Annotated in this window: 20 protein-coding genes and 3 pseudogenes; 15 read left to right on the top strand and 8 right to left on the bottom strand. The window is 70.3% G+C overall.

Annotated features, from left to right (window positions below; all coding sequences use genetic code 11):
* Nucleotides 1–79 precede the first annotated feature (79 nt).
* Both V5P93_RS21660 and V5P93_RS21655 read right to left on the bottom strand, forming a co-directional pair.
* Nucleotides 80–589, bottom strand: coding sequence for a hypothetical protein (locus V5P93_RS21660; protein ID WP_104479083.1), 510 nt, complete (start codon nt 587–589; stop codon nt 80–82).
* A gap of 36 nt (nt 590–625) precedes the next feature.
* Nucleotides 626–1,573: an ankyrin repeat domain-containing protein gene (locus tag V5P93_RS21655; protein WP_104479084.1), complete on the bottom strand. Its 948-nt coding sequence runs from the start codon at nt 1,571–1,573 to the stop codon at nt 626–628.
* Between the two features lies 1 nt (nt 1,574).
* On the opposite strand from V5P93_RS21655, the gene V5P93_RS21650 reads away from it, so the two are divergent.
* The 5 genes from V5P93_RS21650 (at nt 1,575) to V5P93_RS21630 (ending at nt 5,864) form a co-directional block, all read left to right on the top strand.
* Nucleotides 1,575–2,981 (top strand): phage tail sheath family protein, encoded by a 1,407-nt coding sequence (locus V5P93_RS21650; RefSeq protein ID WP_374065061.1) that lies wholly within the window; start codon nt 1,575–1,577, stop codon nt 2,979–2,981.
* Nucleotides 2,982–3,002: 21 nt separating this feature from the next.
* Entirely contained in the window at nt 3,003–3,434 is a 432-nt protein-coding gene (locus V5P93_RS21645) for a phage tail protein (protein WP_104479036.1), read from the top strand.
* Nucleotides 3,431–3,787 (top strand): hypothetical protein, encoded by a 357-nt coding sequence (locus V5P93_RS21640; protein ID WP_104479037.1) that lies wholly within the window; start codon nt 3,431–3,433, stop codon nt 3,785–3,787. Before V5P93_RS21645 ends, V5P93_RS21640 begins: the two co-directional genes overlap by 4 nt.
* Nucleotides 3,788–3,834: 47 nt before the next feature.
* On the top strand, nt 3,835–5,022 hold the full coding sequence (locus V5P93_RS21635; RefSeq protein ID WP_374065060.1) for an IS4 family transposase: 1,188 nt from the start codon (nt 3,835–3,837) through the stop codon (nt 5,020–5,022).
* A gap of 230 nt (nt 5,023–5,252) precedes the next feature.
* Nucleotides 5,253–5,864, top strand: coding sequence for a tetratricopeptide repeat protein (locus tag V5P93_RS21630; RefSeq protein WP_104481409.1), 612 nt, complete (start codon nt 5,253–5,255; stop codon nt 5,862–5,864).
* A 399-nt stretch (nt 5,865–6,263) separates the two neighbouring features.
* On the opposite strand, the gene V5P93_RS21625 is transcribed toward V5P93_RS21630, so the two are convergent.
* Both V5P93_RS21625 and V5P93_RS21620 read right to left on the bottom strand, forming a co-directional pair.
* Nucleotides 6,264–6,767: a hypothetical protein gene (locus V5P93_RS21625; protein WP_104481411.1), complete on the bottom strand. Its 504-nt coding sequence runs from the start codon at nt 6,765–6,767 to the stop codon at nt 6,264–6,266.
* A gap of 421 nt (nt 6,768–7,188) precedes the next feature.
* A complete protein-coding gene (locus V5P93_RS21620; RefSeq protein WP_146108231.1) occupies nt 7,189–7,389 on the bottom strand; it encodes a hypothetical protein in 201 nt (66 codons plus the stop codon).
* 907 nt (nt 7,390–8,296) lie between these two features.
* Between V5P93_RS21620 and V5P93_RS21615 the strand changes: the two genes are divergently transcribed.
* From V5P93_RS21615 to V5P93_RS21600, 4 genes and pseudogenes are all read left to right on the top strand, one after another.
* On the top strand, nt 8,297–9,676 hold the full coding sequence (locus tag V5P93_RS21615) for a helicase-associated domain-containing protein (protein WP_181043717.1): 1,380 nt from the start codon (nt 8,297–8,299) through the stop codon (nt 9,674–9,676).
* 159 nt (nt 9,677–9,835) lie between these two features.
* Nucleotides 9,836–10,231: pseudogene (locus tag V5P93_RS21610) on the top strand (GAF domain-containing protein); the annotation flags it as partial.
* Nucleotides 10,232–10,356: 125 nt separating this feature from the next.
* Nucleotides 10,357–10,446 (top strand): annotated as a pseudogene (locus tag V5P93_RS21605) (hypothetical protein); the annotation flags it as partial.
* Entirely contained in the window at nt 10,424–10,756 is a 333-nt protein-coding gene (locus V5P93_RS21600; protein ID WP_281261691.1) for a SpoIIE family protein phosphatase, read from the top strand. The pseudogene V5P93_RS21605 and the gene V5P93_RS21600, both read left to right, overlap by 23 nt.
* A 206-nt stretch (nt 10,757–10,962) precedes the next feature.
* On the opposite strand, the gene V5P93_RS21595 is transcribed toward V5P93_RS21600, so the two are convergent.
* A complete protein-coding gene (locus tag V5P93_RS21595) occupies nt 10,963–11,931 on the bottom strand; it encodes an iron-containing redox enzyme family protein (RefSeq protein WP_104481413.1) in 969 nt (322 codons plus the stop codon).
* Between the two features lie 120 nt (nt 11,932–12,051).
* Here V5P93_RS21595 and V5P93_RS21590 point away from each other — a divergent pair, with 120 nt between their 5' ends.
* From V5P93_RS21590 to V5P93_RS21570, 5 genes and pseudogenes are all read left to right on the top strand, one after another.
* Nucleotides 12,052–12,264: a CDGSH iron-sulfur domain-containing protein gene (locus V5P93_RS21590; RefSeq protein ID WP_104481414.1), complete on the top strand. Its 213-nt coding sequence runs from the start codon at nt 12,052–12,054 to the stop codon at nt 12,262–12,264.
* Between the two features lie 162 nt (nt 12,265–12,426).
* Nucleotides 12,427–12,762, top strand: a pseudogene (locus V5P93_RS21585) (thiamine pyrophosphate-requiring protein); the annotation flags it as partial.
* Between the two features lie 23 nt (nt 12,763–12,785).
* A complete protein-coding gene (locus V5P93_RS21580; RefSeq protein WP_219824101.1) occupies nt 12,786–12,959 on the top strand; it encodes a hypothetical protein in 174 nt (57 codons plus the stop codon).
* 612 nt (nt 12,960–13,571) lie between these two features.
* Nucleotides 13,572–14,129, top strand: a complete 558-nt coding sequence (locus tag V5P93_RS21575) for an SRPBCC family protein (RefSeq protein WP_374065059.1) — start codon at nt 13,572–13,574, stop codon at nt 14,127–14,129.
* 11 nt (nt 14,130–14,140) lie between these two features.
* Complete coding sequence (locus tag V5P93_RS21570) at nt 14,141–14,962, top strand: SDR family oxidoreductase (protein ID WP_342752301.1); 822 nt, start codon at nt 14,141–14,143, stop codon at nt 14,960–14,962.
* Here V5P93_RS21570 and V5P93_RS21565 read toward each other — a convergent pair.
* The 3 genes from V5P93_RS21565 to V5P93_RS21555 all read right to left on the bottom strand — a co-directional run bounded on the left by V5P93_RS21565 (nt 14,928) and on the right by V5P93_RS21555 (nt 17,573).
* A complete protein-coding gene (locus V5P93_RS21565; protein ID WP_104481417.1) occupies nt 14,928–16,520 on the bottom strand; it encodes an NAD(P)/FAD-dependent oxidoreductase in 1,593 nt (530 codons plus the stop codon). The two genes, V5P93_RS21570 and V5P93_RS21565, sit on opposite strands and share 35 nt — an antisense overlap.
* 106 nt (nt 16,521–16,626) lie before the next feature.
* Nucleotides 16,627–17,055 carry a DUF6292 family protein gene (locus V5P93_RS21560; RefSeq protein ID WP_181043719.1) on the bottom strand — a complete coding sequence of 143 codons (429 nt, stop codon included), beginning with the start codon at nt 17,053–17,055 and terminating at the stop codon, nt 16,627–16,629.
* Nucleotides 17,056–17,132: 77 nt separating this feature from the next.
* Complete coding sequence (locus V5P93_RS21555; RefSeq protein WP_104481418.1) at nt 17,133–17,573, bottom strand: Hsp20/alpha crystallin family protein; 441 nt, start codon at nt 17,571–17,573, stop codon at nt 17,133–17,135.
* Between the two features lie 145 nt (nt 17,574–17,718).
* Between V5P93_RS21555 and V5P93_RS21550 the strand changes: the two genes are divergently transcribed.
* Nucleotides 17,719–18,348, top strand: a complete 630-nt coding sequence (locus V5P93_RS21550; RefSeq protein ID WP_245931548.1) for an HSP18 transcriptional regulator — start codon at nt 17,719–17,721, stop codon at nt 18,346–18,348.
* The last annotated feature ends 56 nt before the right edge of the window (nt 18,349–18,404 follow it).

The following is an 18,404-nucleotide window of genomic DNA, read 5'->3' as shown; positions in this document are numbered from 1 at the left end:
AATGGCCCTCGTCGGGCCGGGTACCCGGGAGGACGTCGCAGTTGATCGACGACCGCGCGATCCGGTCGAGGTGACCGCGTCAGGCGGCGGGCTCGATGCCCAGGCCGGCCAGCACCACGGTGCTCTTGGTCGCGTCGAGCAGGCGCAGCCCCATGAAGTTGTCCCCGGTCGTGAAGCCCGGCAACGCCCAGATCTCCTCGTAGGGGATCCACGTCCGGCGGAACTCCAGCAGGCTGAAGACGTTGCTCCACAGGCAGTCGCGCGGATCCGGTCGCCACAGCGCGCGGGCGAGTGCCGGGTTGCGCAGCACGCACCCGACCCGGCCGACGGCCCGCACGTGCCGCTGACCGGTCAGCAGCACCACGTCCCGGGGTTCGAGCAGATCCATCCGCCTGTCGTGCTTGTCCGTCGCGCCCCAGAAGTGGGCCTTCCCGGCGGGGTGCAGGTCTTCCAGCCGTGCGCGCTCGCCGGGGTCCAGGGTGTCCCAGTAGGACGGCTCGTGGAACGGTACGGGCGTGTCGAGGGTGTCGGCCCAGTGCCTGCGCGTCTCCGGCTTGCCGTAAGACGGCTGGATCACGACCTTCGTCACGGGGGACGACACTACCCGAGCCGTGGGTGGACTGCCCTACTCCCGAGCCCAGTAGTCGCGCTGGGGGAGGCGGATCCAGGTGTCGGGTGGTCCGGTGATCGAACGGCTGTCGGTGGGGCGGAGGCCGGTGTAGGCGAAGCAGTAGGCCAGGGCGTGGTGCCAGTACAGGTACGACAGCAGCACGTCCTCCCGCACGTCCGGACCGCCACCGGGATGGAGGTCCCAGCCGACCGTCTCGCCGTCGCGGATGATGCTGCCTTGGTTGCCGCTCTTGGGGTTGGCGTACATGCCGTAGCAGACCGTGCCCACCGACAGGAGCCCGGTGACGACCGGCATCTGCGGGCCGTACCCCCACGGCTGCGCGACCACGCACCCGCCCGGCACCTCGGTGACCCACATGGTGTTGATGGTGTCGTCCCCGATGGGATCATCCATCCACAGGCCCATCACCTGTTCGTAGTCGCACTCCACGACCTCGGCGTCCAGCCTGCGGATCGCCTCGGCGGCGCTGATGTCCGCCACACACGCGATGCCCAGTCCCTCGATGTGCTCCACGTCGAGAGCGGCGACCAGTCGCTGTCGTTCGGCGATGGTCGCGGACTCCGAGGGGGTTAGCGAGCCACCTTGGGCGAACAGGTCCGGGGTGGGGCCCGCGAGGCTCAGTCGGGCGGGGGACCAGCCGGACATCATGTCCCGTCGCGGGTCGGCTCCGGCGGCCACCAACGCGCGCGCGTTGTCCGGGCGGTTGGCGGCGACGGCCTGCCACAGCGCGGTGCGTCCCTCCGCCAGTGCGTCCACGTCGTGGACCCGGGCCGCGAGTTCGGCCACGACCGGCGCGGTTCCCCACTCGGCGGCCGAGTGCAGCGGCGGTAGGTACCAGGCCGTGCTCTCGTCGGGGTTGGCGCCCGCCGCCAACAGCCTCCGGATCTCGCTGACGTCCTGCCACCCGTGCCAGCCGTAGCCGCCCCATCCCCCGTTGGTCATGATGATCATTGTGCGCCACCCCGGCGGCGCCCCCGGCATCCTGCTCCCGTTGGCGGTACGGGGTTTCTTCGAGAACGGCGGCGGCGTCTGCTACGTCGTGCGCATCCCGCGCCCCGACGGCAACGGCGCCCCCCGCCGCGCGCTGCCCGCCTCCGGCAACGCGGAACTCGAGTCGCTGTCGGTGGAGGTCATCGGCGCGGCGGCCACCTACGAGGTGGCCGTGGAACCCGTCGCCGAGGCCGGGCCGGACGGCGCGGGCCAGGACTTCACGCTCCGGGTGCTCGTCGACGGACGGGTCGCCGAGGAGTTCCCCGGGGTCAGCGTGGGCAAGGGCCAGCGCGGGGTGGAGAAGGTCGTCAACGACAAGTCCACCCTGATCCGGGTCGAGGTGCGCAACACCCCCGGCGTCTCGCTGGCCGACCGCGCGCCCGCCCCCGGCCGCTACCAGCTCACCCCCGCGCCGACCGCGACCGCCGTGGCGCCGTCGGAGTTCGAGGGTTCCGAGACGAAACGCACCGGGTACCAGGGGTTGGCGGTCGCCGAGGACGTCTCGATGGTCGCGGTCCCGGACCTGGTCACCATCGCCACCCGTGCCGACGGGTCCTTCGACGCCGAGCTCTACATCACCGCCCAAGGCAGGCTGGTCGACTGGTGCGCCAACAGCGGCACCAGGATGGCGATCCTCGACGCCCCGCCGGGGCTCAACGCCGAGGGCGCGCTCCAGTGGCGCAAGGACCTGGCCCGTGACAGCGCTTTCGGCGCCGCGTACTACCCGCACCTGGTCGTGGCCAACCCGCTCGCCCGACCCGGCGCGACCCCCGCCGACCGGTTCGTCACCGTCCCGCCCAGCGGCCACGTCGCCGGGATCTGGGCGCGCACCGACACCGCGCGCGGGGTGTGGAAGGCGCCCGCGAACGAGGTGTGCCGCGGCATCGCGCGCCTCGCCGCGGACGTGACCACCGGCGAGCAGGACCTGCTCAACCCCAACCAGGTCAACTGCATCCGCTCGTTCGGCGCCAACGGCCTGCGCGTGTGGGGCGCGCGCACGCTGGCCTCGGTGGACCAGAGCTGGCGCTACATCAACGTGCGGCGGCTGTTCATCTTCATCGAGGAGTCCATCCGCCGCGGCACCCAGTGGGTGGTGTTCGAGCCGAACACCCCGGACCTGTGGGCCCGCGTCCGCCGCACCGTCGGCGCGTTCCTCAACCAGTTGTGGATGCGGGGCGCGCTGGTCGGCGCGACACCGGAGCAGGCGTACTTCGTCGCCTGCGACGAATCGAACAACCCCGTGGCGTCGGTGGACGACGGACGGCTGGTCGTGGACGTCGGCCTCGCCCCGGTGAAGCCCGCCGAGTTCGTCATCTTCCGCACCAGCCAGTGGCAGGGCGGCGCGGAGACCACCGATTAACCAGGCCGGGGAGGCGCACCCATGCCCGATTTGACCACCACCGCCGTCTTCGTGCTGGAGATCGACAGCGTCGAGGTCGGCAGCTTCCGCAAGGTCTCCGGCATCGAGTCCGAGACCGAGGTCATCGAGTTCAAGGAGGTGAACAAGGAGGGCCGCACGATCATCCGCAAGCAGCCGGGCAACATGAAGTGGGCCGACATCACCCTGGAACGCCGCATCGACAGCACGAACATGCTGTGGGAGTGGCGCAAGCAGGTCATCGACGGCGACATCGACAAGGCCCGGCGGCACGGGTCGATCGTGGCGAAGAACTCCAAGATGGAGGAGGTCGCCCGCTGGGACTTCACCAACGGCTGGCCGTCCAAGCTGTCCGGCGCCGACTTCGACGCGGGCGCCAACGACGTGGCGACGGAGAAGGTCGTCATCACCCACGAAGGGCTCGTGCGCAAATGAGCCTGAGCACCGAGTACCCGTTCACCCTGCCCAAGGGCTACCTCGACGACGACGGCACGCTGCACCGCGAAGGCGTGATGCGGCTGGCCTGCGCGCGCGACGAGGTGGAGCCGCTGCGCGACCCCAGGGTCAAGGACAACGAGGCGTTCGTGACCGTGATCGTGCTGTCGCGGGTGATCACCGAACTCGGCGACCTCGGTCGGGTCAACACCCGGATCGTCGAGGGGCTGTTCGCCAGCGATTACCAGTACCTGCAGGACTTCTACCGGATCATCAACTTCGGCGACCCGGCGGTGCTGCTCGACCAGGAGCCCGGGACCCCTTTCCCCGAGGGGACCGCGATGCCGGCCTAGGCGCAATGCCGGTCGGTTAGGTCATGGCGGGGCTGTAGCCTGCGGTGGTGGATCTTGGGTTGGGTGTGCGCGAGGGCGGCGGTCTGGCCGACCGGGCTGCGGTTGGTGTGCTGACTCGGACGTTTCCGGTGGAGTTGGTCGATCGGGTCATTGACCAGTATTGGCGTCGGGAACAGCGGACCCGCGCATTGCCTGCTCGGTTGGTCTTCTATTTCACGCTTGCTTTGTGTCTTTTCCCGAACGAGTCGTACCGGTCGACGATGAAGATTCTCATGTCGGCGTTCGGTCGTGGAGGGCAGGGCTATCGGGTACCGACGACCGGTTCGATCGGTGATGCTCGTCGTCGTCTGGGTTCGGAGCCGATGGAGACCGCGGTGCGGGCGGTGATACGACCGAGAGCGTGCCGGGAGACGATAGGCGCGTGGTATGGGGATTGGTTGTTGACGGCGGTTGACGGGACGACGTTCACGGTGCCGGATACCGAGGAGAACGATCGCGAGTTCGGGCGACCCGGTTCAGGGCGCGGCGAGGGAAAGACGGCGTATCCTCAGATTCAAGCGGCGTGTGTGGTCGAGTTGGGAACCCACGCGGTATTCGATGCCCGGATGGATGGCTATGCCGCCGCGGAAACGATGTTGATCGAGGAGATGTTCTCTTCATTGCGGCCGGGCATGCTGGTGTTGGCCGACCGGCACATCTACTCGTCCCGTCGCTGGGCCAAGGCCGTGGATACCGGCGCCGACCTGCTGTGGAGAGTGACCGCGAACCTCGCCCCACGGCCGGTGGAGACACTATCGGACGGTTCCTGTATCGCCGAGATCACCCCGCCGAGGAGTTCGGGCCAACCATCTTTCCGGCTACGGCTGATCGAGTACCGATTGCCGTGGACGGAGGAGGTGTATCGGTTGGTGACCACGATCCTGGACCCGCTTCTGGCGCCCGCGAAGGAACTGGCCGCGCTCTATCACGAACGGTGGGACATCGAGGGCTTCCTCAAACAGATCAAGAGTGTCCAACTCAATACCGAGAAGATCTTCCGGTCGAAATCGCCCGACGGGGTACGGCAGGAGTTCTGGGCGCATCTGGCGGTGCACTACGCCACGATGTGTGTGCAGGTCGACGCCGCCGATCACGCGAAGCTCGATCCTGATCGGATCTCACACAAAAACACGGTACGCGTCATCCGGTCCCGTATCTGGGCGCCGGGATCTTTCCCCCCTCACGCACAGCGATGACCACTATCGGATGTTGCTGATCGAGGTCGGCAGCGAGATCAACCCGGAACGCCGCCACCGGAGCTACCCGCGGGTGATCAAACGGAAAATGAGCAACTTCCCGGTCAAACGCGCACGACACCGACAACAACTCCGAAACAGCCGACCACCTCACTCGAACATCACCCTCACCCCGCCCAGCAAGACCCGACACCGCCGCCGACCAGCCGAAACCACCTAACCGACCGGCATTGGGCCTAGGCCACCATGGGCCGGGTGAGTTCGGGCAGGCGGAGCTGTGCTTCCGCGAGGGGATTGAGCTATGCCGGAAATCCGGTGACGAGGTGGGCGTCGCCAGCGCTCTCAACAGCCTGGGTCTCGCACTTCACGGCCTCGGGCGGTCCAGAGAGGCGATTGACCACTACCAACAAGCGCCACGGGCGCAGATCGCCCGTGGTGAGCAACGCGGAGCGGCGCTCACCCACGTGAACGTCGCCCGCTCCTTGATCGCTCTGGGGGACGACTCCGACGTGATCCCACACCTCGACCGGGCGAGGACGGTTTTCGCCGAGATCGGTGACCGGTACAACCAGGCTCGTGCGTCGCTCGAGCTGGGTTCCCTGCGCTTGAATGCCGGCGAGCCTGCCGAAGCGCGGAGAATCCTCTCCGCGGCGCTGGGGGTCATGGTGGACTTGGACGCCAAGTACGAACAGGCACGTATCCACGAACAACTCTGCGCGGTGGCGACGGCGATGCGGACCGACGAGTCGGCCCGACGGCACCTTGAGCGGGCCGCGGAGCTGTACGAGTCCACGGGCAGCCCCTTGGCCGAACGGATCCGCCGCCGACTCACCGGTAGCTGATCAGCTCCGGTGGTCGCAGCCGCGGCAGGACCGCCGCCGTCGACGGCTCCGGCAGATGGAGCACCACGTACACCTCGCGCCGAAGGTTCGCCGCGAATCGACCCGGCTGCGAGCTGAGCAGGTGCCCGAAGCCCGCGTAGCGGCGCGGACCTCTTGGTCGGCCGCTTCGAGCAACTGTTCTTCGAGAGGGCGGTCCGGTACCGGCTCCGGCACGGCGGCCCCCAACCTGCTGCGCACCGACCCTGGTGCCACCAGGGGGTCGTGGAAGCCTGCCTTGAGCAGCGCGGCACCGGTGATGGTCCCGTACTGGAAGGGCGAGCCCTGGTCGCCGATGATGTAGTCGGCCGCGATCGATACCACGGGCCAGTCCTGGTCAGGGGGTACCAGGCGCAGACCTGATCACAGCGCGTCGTGCAGCACGTGCTCGACCTGCTTGCCGTAGCTGTGCCAGATGTTCGGGTGCAGCACGCCGACGACCCGGTACCGGTCGGATGGGAGTTCTGTGACGAGCCTGCGCATCAACCCCGGCTGGTCCAGCCACAGGTTGTGCGCGCAGCCGGTCGAGGTCACCAGGACCAGCCGCTGGTCGGGGCGGACTCCCAGCGCGGCTCGGTGCTCGGCGCGCAGGTGCAGTTCCGCCAACAGTTGGTCGACGACGGGATCGCCGACCACACGCAGCGACTCTCGCACGGCCTCGTGGTGGCCGTTGTAGGCGGCGACTTGGTCGTCGTGCGCCAACAACTGCCGAACCGCGATGGCGCGACCGGCGTGGACGGTGTCCTGCGCGCTGGTGCCGTACCGGTGTGATTCGGTCTGCTTCCCGGCCCCGGCCCGGACGGGCGCGACCTTGTCCCGCAACGCCCCGTGCGCCATCACCAGGACCGGCTCGGTGAGCTTGTGCAACCCGCTGTTCTGCGCGGCGATCGCGACGTCGCAGGACCCCGGGTGGGCCTTGGTGACATCCCTCCAGCGAACGACGTCCGCCCCGCGTCTGCGGAGGTGGGCTGCGACATCGCGCGTTCTGACCTGCGACGGCGTGCCCGCGACGGGGAATACCGCGCAACGTCGTGCAACATGTCCGTGCCACGACCACGGCCGAAAGGGCTCATGCGCCAGCGGCACCTCGTCGTCGCGTGGTGTGGACGCGCTCAGCACGGCCCGGCAGTCAGCGGCCCTGCCATGCGTATCAGCACTTCGGCCAACCGCACGACCTCGACGACGGTTCCGCTGTTGCGGGACAACAGTTGTTCAGCGGCGGTCAGGTCGGATCCTGCCCGCACCCACCCCGCGTCGTCACTTCCGGCAGGGGGTAGTCCGGGGTACTTCACTCACTCGCCACGTCTTCAGCGCCTGGCCTCGATTCGCTGCGTTCGATACGCAGTGCGGCGTCATTGCCGAAGACGGACTTTGCCAGCGGTGCGACCGCGTCGACAGTACCAACCTCTCCGCGTCCGGCAAAGAGGGAGAGCAGGCGCTCGACGAATTCGGTGGCTTGGTTGTTGGCTTCGCGTGCCTCGATCTCCACCCGGCCGTCTTCAAGAACGCGCCACGACTGCGGTGGACTACTTTGTCCGACCCGGTCCGGAGATCGATGACCTGCCCACCGAGTCGCCGCTCCCGCCATCTTTCCACGACCAGGTTCACCGCGAACAACGCGCCGATCACCTCGGCGTAGGCGGTGGGATCCCAGGCAGCGAACCCGACTTCCTCGACGCGGACACCCTCCTCCTCGGCGGTCGCGACGAGGAGAGCCAGGTCATCCTCGTCCCGCACTTCGACTATGTCCCGCGATTCCACCGCGTCCGGACTCACCTCCCTGTGCGCGGCCTTGTCGCATCGATCATCTGCGGAACCTGTGCCGTTGTTGCACGCGAGCAGGCGGTACAGGTCCAGGCGACTGCGGTGGGGTGTGTTTGTCGTAGCGGCACCGGCCTGGTCGCCCGTCCGGGCCACGCGAGAACCTGGCTCTGGGCAGAATGCCTGGTATGGACACCGGTTCGTTCGCGCGGTACCTCGGTCGGATGGACCGGGTGGAGTTGGCTGAGTTGTTGCGGGTTCGGCCGGAGGTGCGGACGGCGCCGGTGCCCGATGGGCCCGGGGCGCTTGCGGAACGACTGAGCGGTCGCGGGTCCTTGGCCGCGGTGCGGTTGGTGAGCCGGGATGCGGTGGCGGCGGGGCGGGCCGCGGCAGGCTTGGGGTCCGAGGCCACCGTTGACGCTGTGGCGGCGTTGACCGGGGGTCGCAGGGACGCGGTCCGGTCGGCGCTGGGCGAGTTGCGGCGGGTCGGGGTGGCGTGGCCGGATGGGGAGGTCGTGTGTCTGGTCTCCCCGGTGTCGGCGCAGTGGAAGCGAGCGAACGGTCACATGGAGGTGACCGGACCGCCCGCGGTTGAGCCTGGTCGGCGCGGTGCGGACGGTGAGCTGCGGTCTTCGGTGCAGCACCTGCTGCGGGTGGCCTATGCGCTGTTGGATACGAGCAAGCCGATCGTGGGGTTGCGACGGGGTGGGGTCGGGGTCCAGGAGCGGAAACGGTGGGGGGCGGCTCTCGGTCTGGATGACGACTACCTGTTGCTGGTGTTGGACCTGCTGTTCGCGGCTGGGTTGTTGGCGCAGGTCGGGACAGCGTTCGAGGTCACCGCGCGGTATGAGCGGTGGCGGGAGGCAACGCCTGCCAGGCAGTGGGCGGAGCTGGCGTGGGCCTGGTTCTGGTTGTCGCACTCCCCGACTGCCCGGCGGAGCGCGGCGGGGTCCAAGGTCGAGTCGTCGCATTCTCGGGCAGCGCGATGGGCGGTGCTGCGGGCGGGACGGGGCGGGGTGTCGGTCGAAGCGGTCGCTGATGCGGCCTATTGGTTCTGCCCGGCGGTGCATCAGCACGCTGTTGGGGTTGTCCGCGAGGCGACGATGGTGGGGGTGGTAGCGGGGACCGCGCTGAGTGCGTGTGGGGAGGCGTTGTTGTCCGCGGGCGATACGGAGGCGCTGGCCGCTTCGGTGGCCGAGGTGGTGGTGCCGATGCGGTGCGAGGTGGAGGTGATGGACGACCTGAAGGCTGTGGTGTTCGGGCAGATGACGGTCGAGGCCGCGCGAGTGCTGGAGGCTTCCGCGGAGAGCTCGGTAGAGGACGGGGCGCGGGTGTGGCGGTTCACCACGGCGAGCGTCCGGGCGGCGTTCGCCCAGGGGTGGACCGAAGGCTCTTTGCTGGCCTCCTTGAACGAGCTGACACAGCACAACGTGCCGTTGGCGCTGCGGGTGCTTTTGGGAGAACGCGGGCGAGGGCAGGTGCGGTTGCGGGAGGTGAGGTGCTGCGTGGTGGCGGAGGCGAATGTCATCACGGAGGTGGTGCGGTTGCCCGGGTTCGCGGAGTTGGCGCCGACTGTGGCGGGGAGTGCGATGGCGCCGTCGGAGGTGGTCGCGCAATTGCGGGCGGAAGGATTCGAAGTGGTCGACGATCCGCCATCCGGGAGTGTGATCGTCCGGCGGCCGCGGAAGGCACGAGTGGCCGCCCAGGTGGAACAGGTGGAGCCGGAGGCGGTGGACCTCCCCGACCTGGGGTCGGACGGGTCGTCCACGACGCAGATCGTGCGCGGACGGAACCCGATGTTGTCGGAGGAGGCGGTGGCGTTGCTGGTGGGAGCTATCGACGGGCAGTCCGACGTGCGCATCGACTACGTCGACGGGAAGGGCGAGTCCTCCACCCGCACCATCACGCCGACTGGATGGGACGGGCCGTTCCTTCTGGCGTGGTGCCACATGCGGGAGGCCGACCGTGTGTTCAGAGTGGAACGGATCAGGGCGGTGTCACCAGCGGGACCCTGAGGGAAGCGATGGGCAAGCACACCTTGCCCGGCCTGCGGAGGCTCGGCGGGATCGGTGCCGCGGGCAGTGCGGTGTTCTAGGCCAGGTCTCCGCCCGTCGAACGGGAAAGTGCCCGCGGACCCGCCGCTTCGAGCCGTGACCGATGTGGGCCTGCGGCACATGAACCTGGAGGAGTTCCTGCGCGCGGTCTTGGCCCGCATCCAGGAGCTGTTCGAGGTCGACGCCGCCTCGGTGCTGCTCTACGACACCGCTGCCGAGGTGCTGACCGTCGGAGCCTCGGTCGGCATGAACGAGCAGGTCGGACACGGGATCACCATCCCGCTGGGCGCTGGGTTCGCCGGGCGGGTGGCCGCTGCCCGCACCCCGGTGATCCTCGACCGCGTCGACGCCACCACCGTGGTCAACTCACTGCTGTGGCGTCGGGGCCTGCGAGCGCTGCTCGGTGTCCCGCTGCTCGCGGGCGGCGACCTGGTCGGCGTGCCGCACGTCGGGTCGTTGACCCCGCGCCGGTTCACCCCCGACGACAGCCACCTGCTGCACTTGGTCGCGGATCGGATCGCCCAGGCCACCCAAGCCGATATCAGCAACGCCGACCGCGCTCCAGCGCAGCCTGTTGCCCACCAGGTTTCCCGGCCGTCCCCGGTCTGGCGTTCGCGGCCCGCTACATCCCCGGCACCTCGATGGCGGTGGTCGGCGACTGGTACGACGTCTTCTCCCTGCCCGGCGACCGCCTCGGCATCGTCATCGGTGACGTCACCGGCCACGGCCTGGCCGCCGCGGTCGTCATGGGCCGCCTGCGCAGCGCCCTGCTCACCGCGCCCCCCGACCTGCCCATCGGCCTCGGACTCACGCCGCGACACCGTCGTCGCCCTCCCGCGGGGAAGCGTCTTGGCCCTCCACACCGACGGCCTCGTCGAACGACCCGGCCAGCCCCTCGACCCCTACCTTGACCAGCTCCTCGACAACCTCACCCACGACAACCCCGCCGCTGTCTGCGCCCAGGTCACCGACGCGCTCTTGGGCGCTGAACCACCCCGCGACGACGTCGCCCTGCTCGTCGTCCGATTCACCCCGACGTAGGCGCCCCCCGCTCGTCCGAAGTCCCGTTCACGTTCGCGCCAGGCCCGGCCCCGCCGGCACGCAACGGCACCCTTCGGCGTCCGCTGGGAGTTGGATGAGTCTCACCCGCAGCCTGCGGGTTCGGTGCACCGGGCATTGGAGATCACCGGACTGCTCACCGTGCGGGTCACCTACCCCCGGTTGCGCACCGTCCCCTGAGCACGAGGTCAGCTCGCCAGGGACGCGGGCGGAGCCTGCCACCGCTGGAGCAGGTGGTGGCCGAAGTTCGCTTCCACGGCGAGGGCGCAAGCCGCGCCGAACACGATGTCGGCGGCCGCGGTGGGGTGTTGCCTGGCGTAGGAGCCGCACAGGTCGTGCGCGGCGATCTGCTCGTGCACCGCGTCAGCCTCGACGTGCTCGTCGTAGAAGCGGGTCGCCGCCTGGTCGAATCCGAGTCGGCGCAACCCGTTGCCGTAGCGGCGGTTCGGTAGCGACGAGGTCATCTCGAACGCCGCCAGGTGACCGAGCAGGGCCGGGGTCCAGCGGTGGTGCAGGCCGAAGAAGGAGATGAGGTTGTTGACCGCCAACGTCTCCCCGGACGCTTGGTCGATGAAGTGGCCGTAGCGGTCGTCGAGGTCGAGGGCGCGCATGGTGGCGCGGAACAGTTCCGAGTGCATGTCGGAGAGTCGGCCACCGCCGTACTCGTCGGCTTGGATCTCGATGATGGCCGCCTTCGCCTGGCCTTCGAGGCGGGGGATGGCCAGGCTGTGCGGGTCGGCTTCCTTGAGGTGGTAGATCGACCGCTGGACGACGAACTCGCGGAACTGCTCCAGTGTCGCTCCGCGTTGCAGGAAGCTCGCCAGCGGCGGCCCGTCATCGGCGGCGACCAGCTCCGCCAACGCCTCGGGGACCCGCTCATGGGTCGTCGACCGGTGCGGAACGAGGTCACGCAGGGCCTCGTGCCACGGTTGTTCCAGCTGTCGGCGGAACGCCAGGAGATCGAGGTCATCAGCGAGGTCGGGGTCCACCTCGTCGAATCCCCGGTAGTGCAACTCGTAGCAGATCCACAGGGCGAGCTGCAGGTCCGCGTCGCGCCAGGGGTCGTCGACCCGCACGGTGGGGAAGGGGCTCCCCGGCTCCCGAAAGGCTCTGATCACCGCGGCGCTGAGCTCGCCGCGGGTGTGGGGGACGCGCATGAGAACTCCTCGGGCCAAGGTAAGTGCCCGACGACTACCCGAACGACCACGAGTCCAATCGGAACCGATCAGTCGTGAACACCACGTGTGTGGTGGGGCAGGGCCGGGTATTCCGCCTCCATGGCTCCAGAACCGGCGGCGACCGTGACCGTCTACGACAACGGCCCCCTGCTCGTCCGGGGCGACTTCGAGATCCACACCCAGGACGGCGCCGTCGTGGACCGCAACCGGGCGACGATGGCGCTGTGCCGGTGCGGACGATCCGCGATCGCACCGCTCTGCGACGGCAACCACAAACTCGGTCACCGGGGGGCCGAGAAACACCTGGGATGAACCCGCGTCGCCTGACGTCGGCTCCCCGCGGCGCCACCGTGTTCCGGTGACCGGCACAGTCCTGAGTGGATCTCACCGTGCCGGGCGCGGTGACGTCGGTTCAGGCCATGTCGCTTCGCGGAAGCTTCCCGGCCGGTGCGCGGTTCCGGGGGACGGCATCAACGGGACGTGGCCAGTGAGTTCCTGGTCGAGGTCAACGTCGCCGAGCAACTGCCCAGCGCCTTGGACCGCGCGATGCGCACCGCGGCGGGGATGCGGGCTCCGACGGTGCCGATCGTTCCGGCGGACCTGCAAGAGGCGGAGCACACGCCGCCGACGCACGAGTTCAAACAGGTCCCGTCCAGCCCACCCGCCCGCGTCCACCCCCGCTTGGTCGCCGCCGCCGACGCCATCACCTGCGCGGCGGACGTGCTCACCGCGGTGGAGAAGGTCGCGATCCTGGTGGGTCAAGGCGCCCGAGGTGTCGCCGACTGCCTCGCCGAACTCATGACCATCACCCGCTACCGACACTCGTGGTCCGCGTGTTCCACAACAACGACCTCAACCAGGTCACCTGGGAGTTGCGCGCGATGGGCGGCGCCCCGAAGTTCGAGCAGTCCCCATCCCTGCCCGACATCTCCTACGCCGACACCGCGCGCCTGTTCGGCGTCGACGCGATCACCGTGGACGGCCCCGCCGACCTCACCGCCGCCTGAGGCCGCGCCCTCACCGCGCGCGGCCCCGTTCACCCCGCCGGGGCACAAGCACGGCCGTGTCGCCGACCCGCGGTCGTCATCACCAACGGCACCGACCGACCGCTAGGCGCTCTGCACGACCTGGGACTGCGCCGCGCCCGCGCCTTCCTGGGGCATCCCGCCCGGAGTGCGACCTGGCTCCTGTCCACCGACGCCGACACCACCGACACCACCGTCCCCGCCGACTGGATCACCGCGCACGTGCGCCTGGCCACCCGTGGCGCCCGAGCGGTCGCGGGCGCCGCCCACCTCGACCACCCGGCTGGGACTCTCCCGGGCCGGAATGCTCGCCTACGCCCAGGTCCTGGACTCCGCCCGCCTACCCGAAGGCCACGGCAACGTCCTACGGCGCCAACCTCGGCATCCGCGCCGACACCTACGACACCGCGGGCGGCTTCCCCACCGGCAATACGGGCGAAGACCACGAACTCTGGCGCCGCCTGCGCCACACGCCCCAGGTGTACGCGGACCACGCTGCCGTCACCACCCGCGCACGCCGCAGCGGCCTGGCCGACCTCCTCGCTAGCCTCGACTGAGCCGCACCACCGAGCCGCGTTCCCTCGGATCGCGGGGATGGGCGCGACACCGAGCGCATGCCCCGAACTGCCAGGACTTCGAACCACGCCTCCGCCGCGTCCGCACTTGGCGCCCGAGCCGGGGTTGCCGCGAAAGCCCGCCGGGTACTCGTCCGGCATGGCCACGGTGCACGCGCGGATATCCGCTTCGCCCGATGTTGTCTGGGCGGTTCTCGCTGACGGTTGGATGTACGCGTCCTGGGTGGTGGGGGCGTCGCACATCCGGAGCGTGGATTCCGGGTGGCCCGCGGTCGGGGCCCGGATCCACCACAGCGTGGGTGCGTGGCCGTTGCTCATCCACGACAGCACCGAGGTGCGGGAGTCGCGCGCGGGGGAGGTGTTGGAGCTGGAGGCGCGGTTGTGGCCCGCCGGGTCCGCGCTCGTGCGCTTGGAGCTCGCCGCGGTCGACGGGGACACGGAGGTCACCATGGTGGAACAGGTGCGTCGCGGGCCGTTCTCCGCGCTCCCCGACCGCCTGCTGGACGCGCTGCTGGTGCCGCGCAACCGTGAGGCGTTGGCGAGGTTGACCGACCTGGCCGTTCGCCGGTCCGACTGAGCGGGCCCCTGGTGCTGTCGAGCATCCCGCCGCCGTTGGCACTGGTCACCGGCGCGTCAACCGGAATCGGGTTCGAGTTGGCCCGCGAGTTCGCCGAACACGACTTCGACGTGGTGCTGGTGGCTGACGAACCCGAGGTCGTCGACGCCGCTCACCGGCTTTCCAGACCCGGCAGCCGGGTGGTGGGGGTGCGGGCCGACCTCACCGTGCCCGCTGAGGTCGAAGCGCTCGTGGCGCGAGTGGGGGAGATGGGCGCGCTGACCGCGCTCGCCCTCAACGCGGGCGCGGGTGTCGGCGGCGAGTTCACCGAGGAATCCACGGTGGACGAACAGCTCGCCGTGGTGGACCTCAACGTCCGCTCGACCGTGCACCTGGCCAAGTCGCTGGTGCCGGGGATGCTCGGACGCGCGCACGGACGGGTGCTGTTCACCTCGTCCATCGCGGCGCTGGCCCCCGGCCCGTACCAGTCGGTGTACAACGCGTCCAAGTCGTTCGTGCAGTCCTTCGCGAAGGCGCTGCGGGCCGAGGTGGCGAATACCGGGGTGACGGTGACCTCGTTGATGCCCGGTCCCACCGACACCGCGTTCTTCCGGCGTTCCGGCCAGCTCGACACCCCGATCGGCGCCGGGCCCAAGGTCGATCCCGCCGAGGTGGCGCGCGCCGGGTTCGCCGCCATGATGGCGGGACGCGCCCAGGTGGTCACCGGGTCGTTGCTGGTCAAGGCACAGGTGCTGCTCGGCAGGGTGTTGCCGGACCGGGTGCTCGTCGCGGCGCACAAGCTGCTGACCCGGCCGCGCGTCAGCGGTGGAGGGCGCGGTGCAGGCCGCGCATGACCGACCGGTAGGCGGGGCCGTACCACCCGTTAGCCGCTAGGGCGGCCTTGGCCGCGTTCGCCCCGGCGCCGCCGTGGACGCCCCCGCCGGGGTGCGCGGACGCACCTGCCAGGAACAGGCGTTCGACGACGGTGTCCGCGCGCGACAGGCCGGGGGTGGGGCGGAAGACCAGCTGTTGGTGGATGCCCGCCGTGCCCGCGTTGATGGCGCCGTCGACCAGTGAGGGGTTGGACCGCTGGAGGTCGGCGGGTCCGGAGACGACCCGACCCGCGATGGTGTCCCGGAAGCCCGGGGCGTGGCGGTCGACGATGGCTTCCACCTTGGCCGCCCACTGCTCCAGGCGCTCGCGCGGCCAGTCCCCGCCGCGGGGCACGTGCGAGTACAGCCAGGCGGATTCCGTGCCCTTGGGGGAGCGGGTCGCGTCGGCGGTGGTCATCTGGCCGAGCAGCAGGAACGGGTTCCCCGGCTCACGGCCGCGGCCCAGGTCGGCGTCGACGGCGACCAGGCCGTCGCTGTCGACGCCGAGGTGGACGGTCCCGGCCCGGCGCGGCTGTTCGGCGGTCCACGGGATGGGGGTCGACAGTGCCCAGTCGATTTTGATGGTGGAGTCGTCCCAGTCGAACTTGCCGATGTCCGCCAGCAGGGTGGTGGGCAGCTGGTCTTGGTCGATCATGTCGAGGTAGAGCGCGGTGGCGGGGACGTCGGCCAGCACGGCGCGGGCGGCTCGGATGTCGTGGTCGGCGGTGCGCACGCCCACCGCTCTGCCCCGGGCGGTGAGGACCTTGGTCACCCGCCGGTCGCATTCGATTCGTCCGCCGCGCGCGGTGAGTCGCGCGACCAGGGCGTCGGTGAGCGCGCCCGCGCCGCCTTGGGGGACGGGGAAGCCGACGTCTTGGCCCAGCATGGCCAGCAGCCAGCCGAAGACGGCGCTGCCGGCTTGGTTGGGTCCGAGGTCGGTGTGCATGGCGTTGCCCGCGAGCAGGACCCGGGCGCCTTCGCCGTCGAACAGTTCCTCGCCGAGTCTGCGCACGGGCATGGTCACCAGGCGGGTCGCGCGCAACGCGTCGCCTACCCCCAGCGTCCGTGCCAGGCCGAGTCCGGCGCGGACCGGGGGGAACGGGCGCAGCAGCGCCGCGAGCAGGTCGTCGCGGACGTGGAGGTAGCGGTCGTACTGGGCGCGCCACGCGTCGCCGTCGCGGGGGGCGAATTGCGCGACCGACTCGGCTGTGCGTTCGACGTCGCGGTCGATGAGCACGGCGCGGTCGTCGGGCAGGACGTGGGCCAGTACGGCCGGGGCGTGGCTCCACCGCAGCCCCCACTGGGCGAGGTCGAGTTCCGCCAGCACCGGGGAGGCCGTGGCCAGCGGGTGGAAGGCGCTGAACAGGTCGTGTCGGAACCCCGGGACGGTCAGCTCGGCGGTGCGCACGGCCCCGCCGGGCACGGCGGCGGCCTCCAGCACCAGGACGTCCCACCCCGCGTCGGTGAGGATGTTCGCCGCGACCAGGCCGTTCGGCCCGCTGCCGACCACGACCGCGTCCACCGCCACCCGAACTCCCATCACCCCCGTGCGCTGGTACCTGACGCGCTCCGCGCGACGAGCGAACGCCCCACCTCACCCTGCCACGCTTGACCGCTCGCCGCTCGCGTAGGCGACCGCCCGGTGTTCAGGCGGCCTTCTGGTCGGACCGGCGCATGGGGTGGCGGCGCAGTTGGTCGAGCAGGCTCTCACTGTCGTCGACGTCACGGATGGCCACAGGCGCGGTCTGCGGGCGGCGGCGGTCGCCGCGCGCCACGGCGGCGAGGAACCTGGCGATCCGGCGGGGAGCGGGGGCGACCGCGTTCGCTGCCAGGTGCGCGACGGTCACGAGGTCTTCCCCGGAGTGCGTCTCGACCGCGACCGACCAGCCGTGCCGCTCGTCCCAGAGCAGGGCGGTGTCGCGCCCCGGGTGGTCCGGTAGCTCGGTGTCCAGCGCGATGTACGCCGAGAGCGGGGTGTCCAGGTCGACCGTGGTCGACTCGGCGCCGACGCCCAGTTCCTCGGCCACCGCGCCGAGGTACTCGCCCAAGGCGCGGTGCAGGGCATCTGAAGTCACGTTGAGGGTGTCCTTTCCCGCGCGGCCGGGTGGATCGGCTGCCCGGGCGTCCGCTCGACCGCCCGGGCAGCCGCAGGTCAGGCGTTGATGGCTTTCCGGTCGCCGTCCGCGGCCTCGATGGCGATCTTGCGGGGCTTGGCCCGCTCGGCGACGGGGATGCGCAGGGTGAGCACGCCGCGGTCGTAGGCGGCGCTGATGCGTTCGGTGTCGAGGGTGTCGCCCAGGAACAGTTGCCTGCTGAACACCCCGCTGGGGCGCTCGGCCACCTGGAACTCGGCGCCCTCGGCGCCTTCCTGCGGCCTGCGCTCGGCCTTCACGGTCAGCACGTTGCGCTCGACGTCGAGATCGATGGCGTCGGGGTCCACACCGGGCAGGTCGAAGCAGACCACGAACTCCTCACCCGCGCGGTAGGCGTCCATGGGCATCGCCGTCGGACGCGACCACGTCCCCTGAGCGCCTCCCAGCACCTGCTGGGCGATCCGGTCGAACTCCCGGAACGGGTCGGTGCGCATCAACATCGTTCCACCTCCTGTGTTGTCGTCTGGTCGTCAACGCGCACGACAGTTCTAACACGTAATCCAAACGACGACAAGTTCATTGTCGTCGGAGTGACGACGTACACGGCTATCTTTGGCGGGTAGCAGGCATCTAGACTGTCGTCTTGTGGATGACGATCGAGACGACGCGCGTTCGCGGTTGCGCAGCAGTCCGTCCCGCGAGGGCGACGCGGTGGCCGATCTGGCCCTGGTGAGCGCGGTCGCGGGGCACGAGGCCGCGGGGGGAGAGGACGTGTTGGCCGCCCTCAGCCTGCTGCGGCACATCCGCGACGAGGTGGCCCAGTGGGAGCCGCGGTTGATCGAGGCGGCGCGCGCCGCCGGTATCAGTTGGGCGCGGATCGCGCCCGCTCTCGGTGTCTCCAGCAGGCAGGCCGCCGAGCGGCGCTACCTGCGGCTGCGCCCGGACGGCACGACGACGAGCACCGGGGAGGAACGGGTCCGCGCCGAACGCGATCGGCGTGCCGGCGACCGGGCGGCCGTGCTCTGGGCCCGCGAGAACGCCGCCCTCCTGCGCAGGCTCGCCGCCGCGGTCGGCGCGGTGGACGGCCTGGGCCGCGATGCCCAGCGCTCGATCGACCACGTCACCGACGCGCTCGGCGGCGCCGACACCGCCGACCTGCTCAGCCCGCTCGCCGACGCGAGCCCGTACCTGCGCGAGTCGTACCCCGACCTGGCCGACCGGATCGCCGCCGTCGGCGACCAGGTCGACCGCGCCCGCCACGACGCCGGAGCGTGACACGTCGACCGTGATCTCCTTGCCGCGGCTTGTTTCCGCGACCGCCCGCCGCCGGG

Origin of the sequence: Actinokineospora auranticolor (genome assembly GCF_041897805.1) — a bacterium.
GTDB classification, from domain to species: domain Bacteria; phylum Actinomycetota; class Actinomycetes; order Mycobacteriales; family Pseudonocardiaceae; genus Actinokineospora; species Actinokineospora auranticolor.
The sequence above is the reverse complement of the archived record's forward strand: the minus strand, read 5'-3'. Positions and strand labels throughout refer to the sequence as shown.

Excerpts from the sequence above, each read along its gene's own strand:
- V5P93_RS21655 (WP_104479084.1), bottom strand. The coding sequence starts at position 1,573 with ATGACCAACGGGGGATGGGGCGGCTACGGCTGGCACGGGTGGCAGGAC.
- V5P93_RS21650 (WP_374065061.1), top strand. The coding sequence starts at position 1,575 with ATGATCATTGTGCGCCACCCCGGCGGCGCCCCCGGCATCCTGCTCCCG.
- V5P93_RS21645 (WP_104479036.1), top strand. The coding sequence starts at position 3,003 with ATGCCCGATTTGACCACCACCGCCGTCTTCGTGCTGGAGATCGACAGC.
- V5P93_RS21640 (WP_104479037.1), top strand. The coding sequence starts at position 3,431 with ATGAGCCTGAGCACCGAGTACCCGTTCACCCTGCCCAAGGGCTACCTC.
- V5P93_RS21595 (WP_104481413.1), bottom strand. The coding sequence starts at position 11,931 with ATGCGCGTCCCCCACACCCGCGGCGAGCTCAGCGCCGCGGTGATCAGA.
- V5P93_RS21590 (WP_104481414.1), top strand. The coding sequence starts at position 12,052 with ATGGCTCCAGAACCGGCGGCGACCGTGACCGTCTACGACAACGGCCCC.
- V5P93_RS21575 (WP_374065059.1), top strand. The coding sequence starts at position 13,572 with ATGGGCGCGACACCGAGCGCATGCCCCGAACTGCCAGGACTTCGAACC.
- V5P93_RS21565 (WP_104481417.1), bottom strand. The coding sequence starts at position 16,520 with ATGGGAGTTCGGGTGGCGGTGGACGCGGTCGTGGTCGGCAGCGGGCCG.
- V5P93_RS21555 (WP_104481418.1), bottom strand. The coding sequence starts at position 17,573 with ATGTTGATGCGCACCGACCCGTTCCGGGAGTTCGACCGGATCGCCCAG.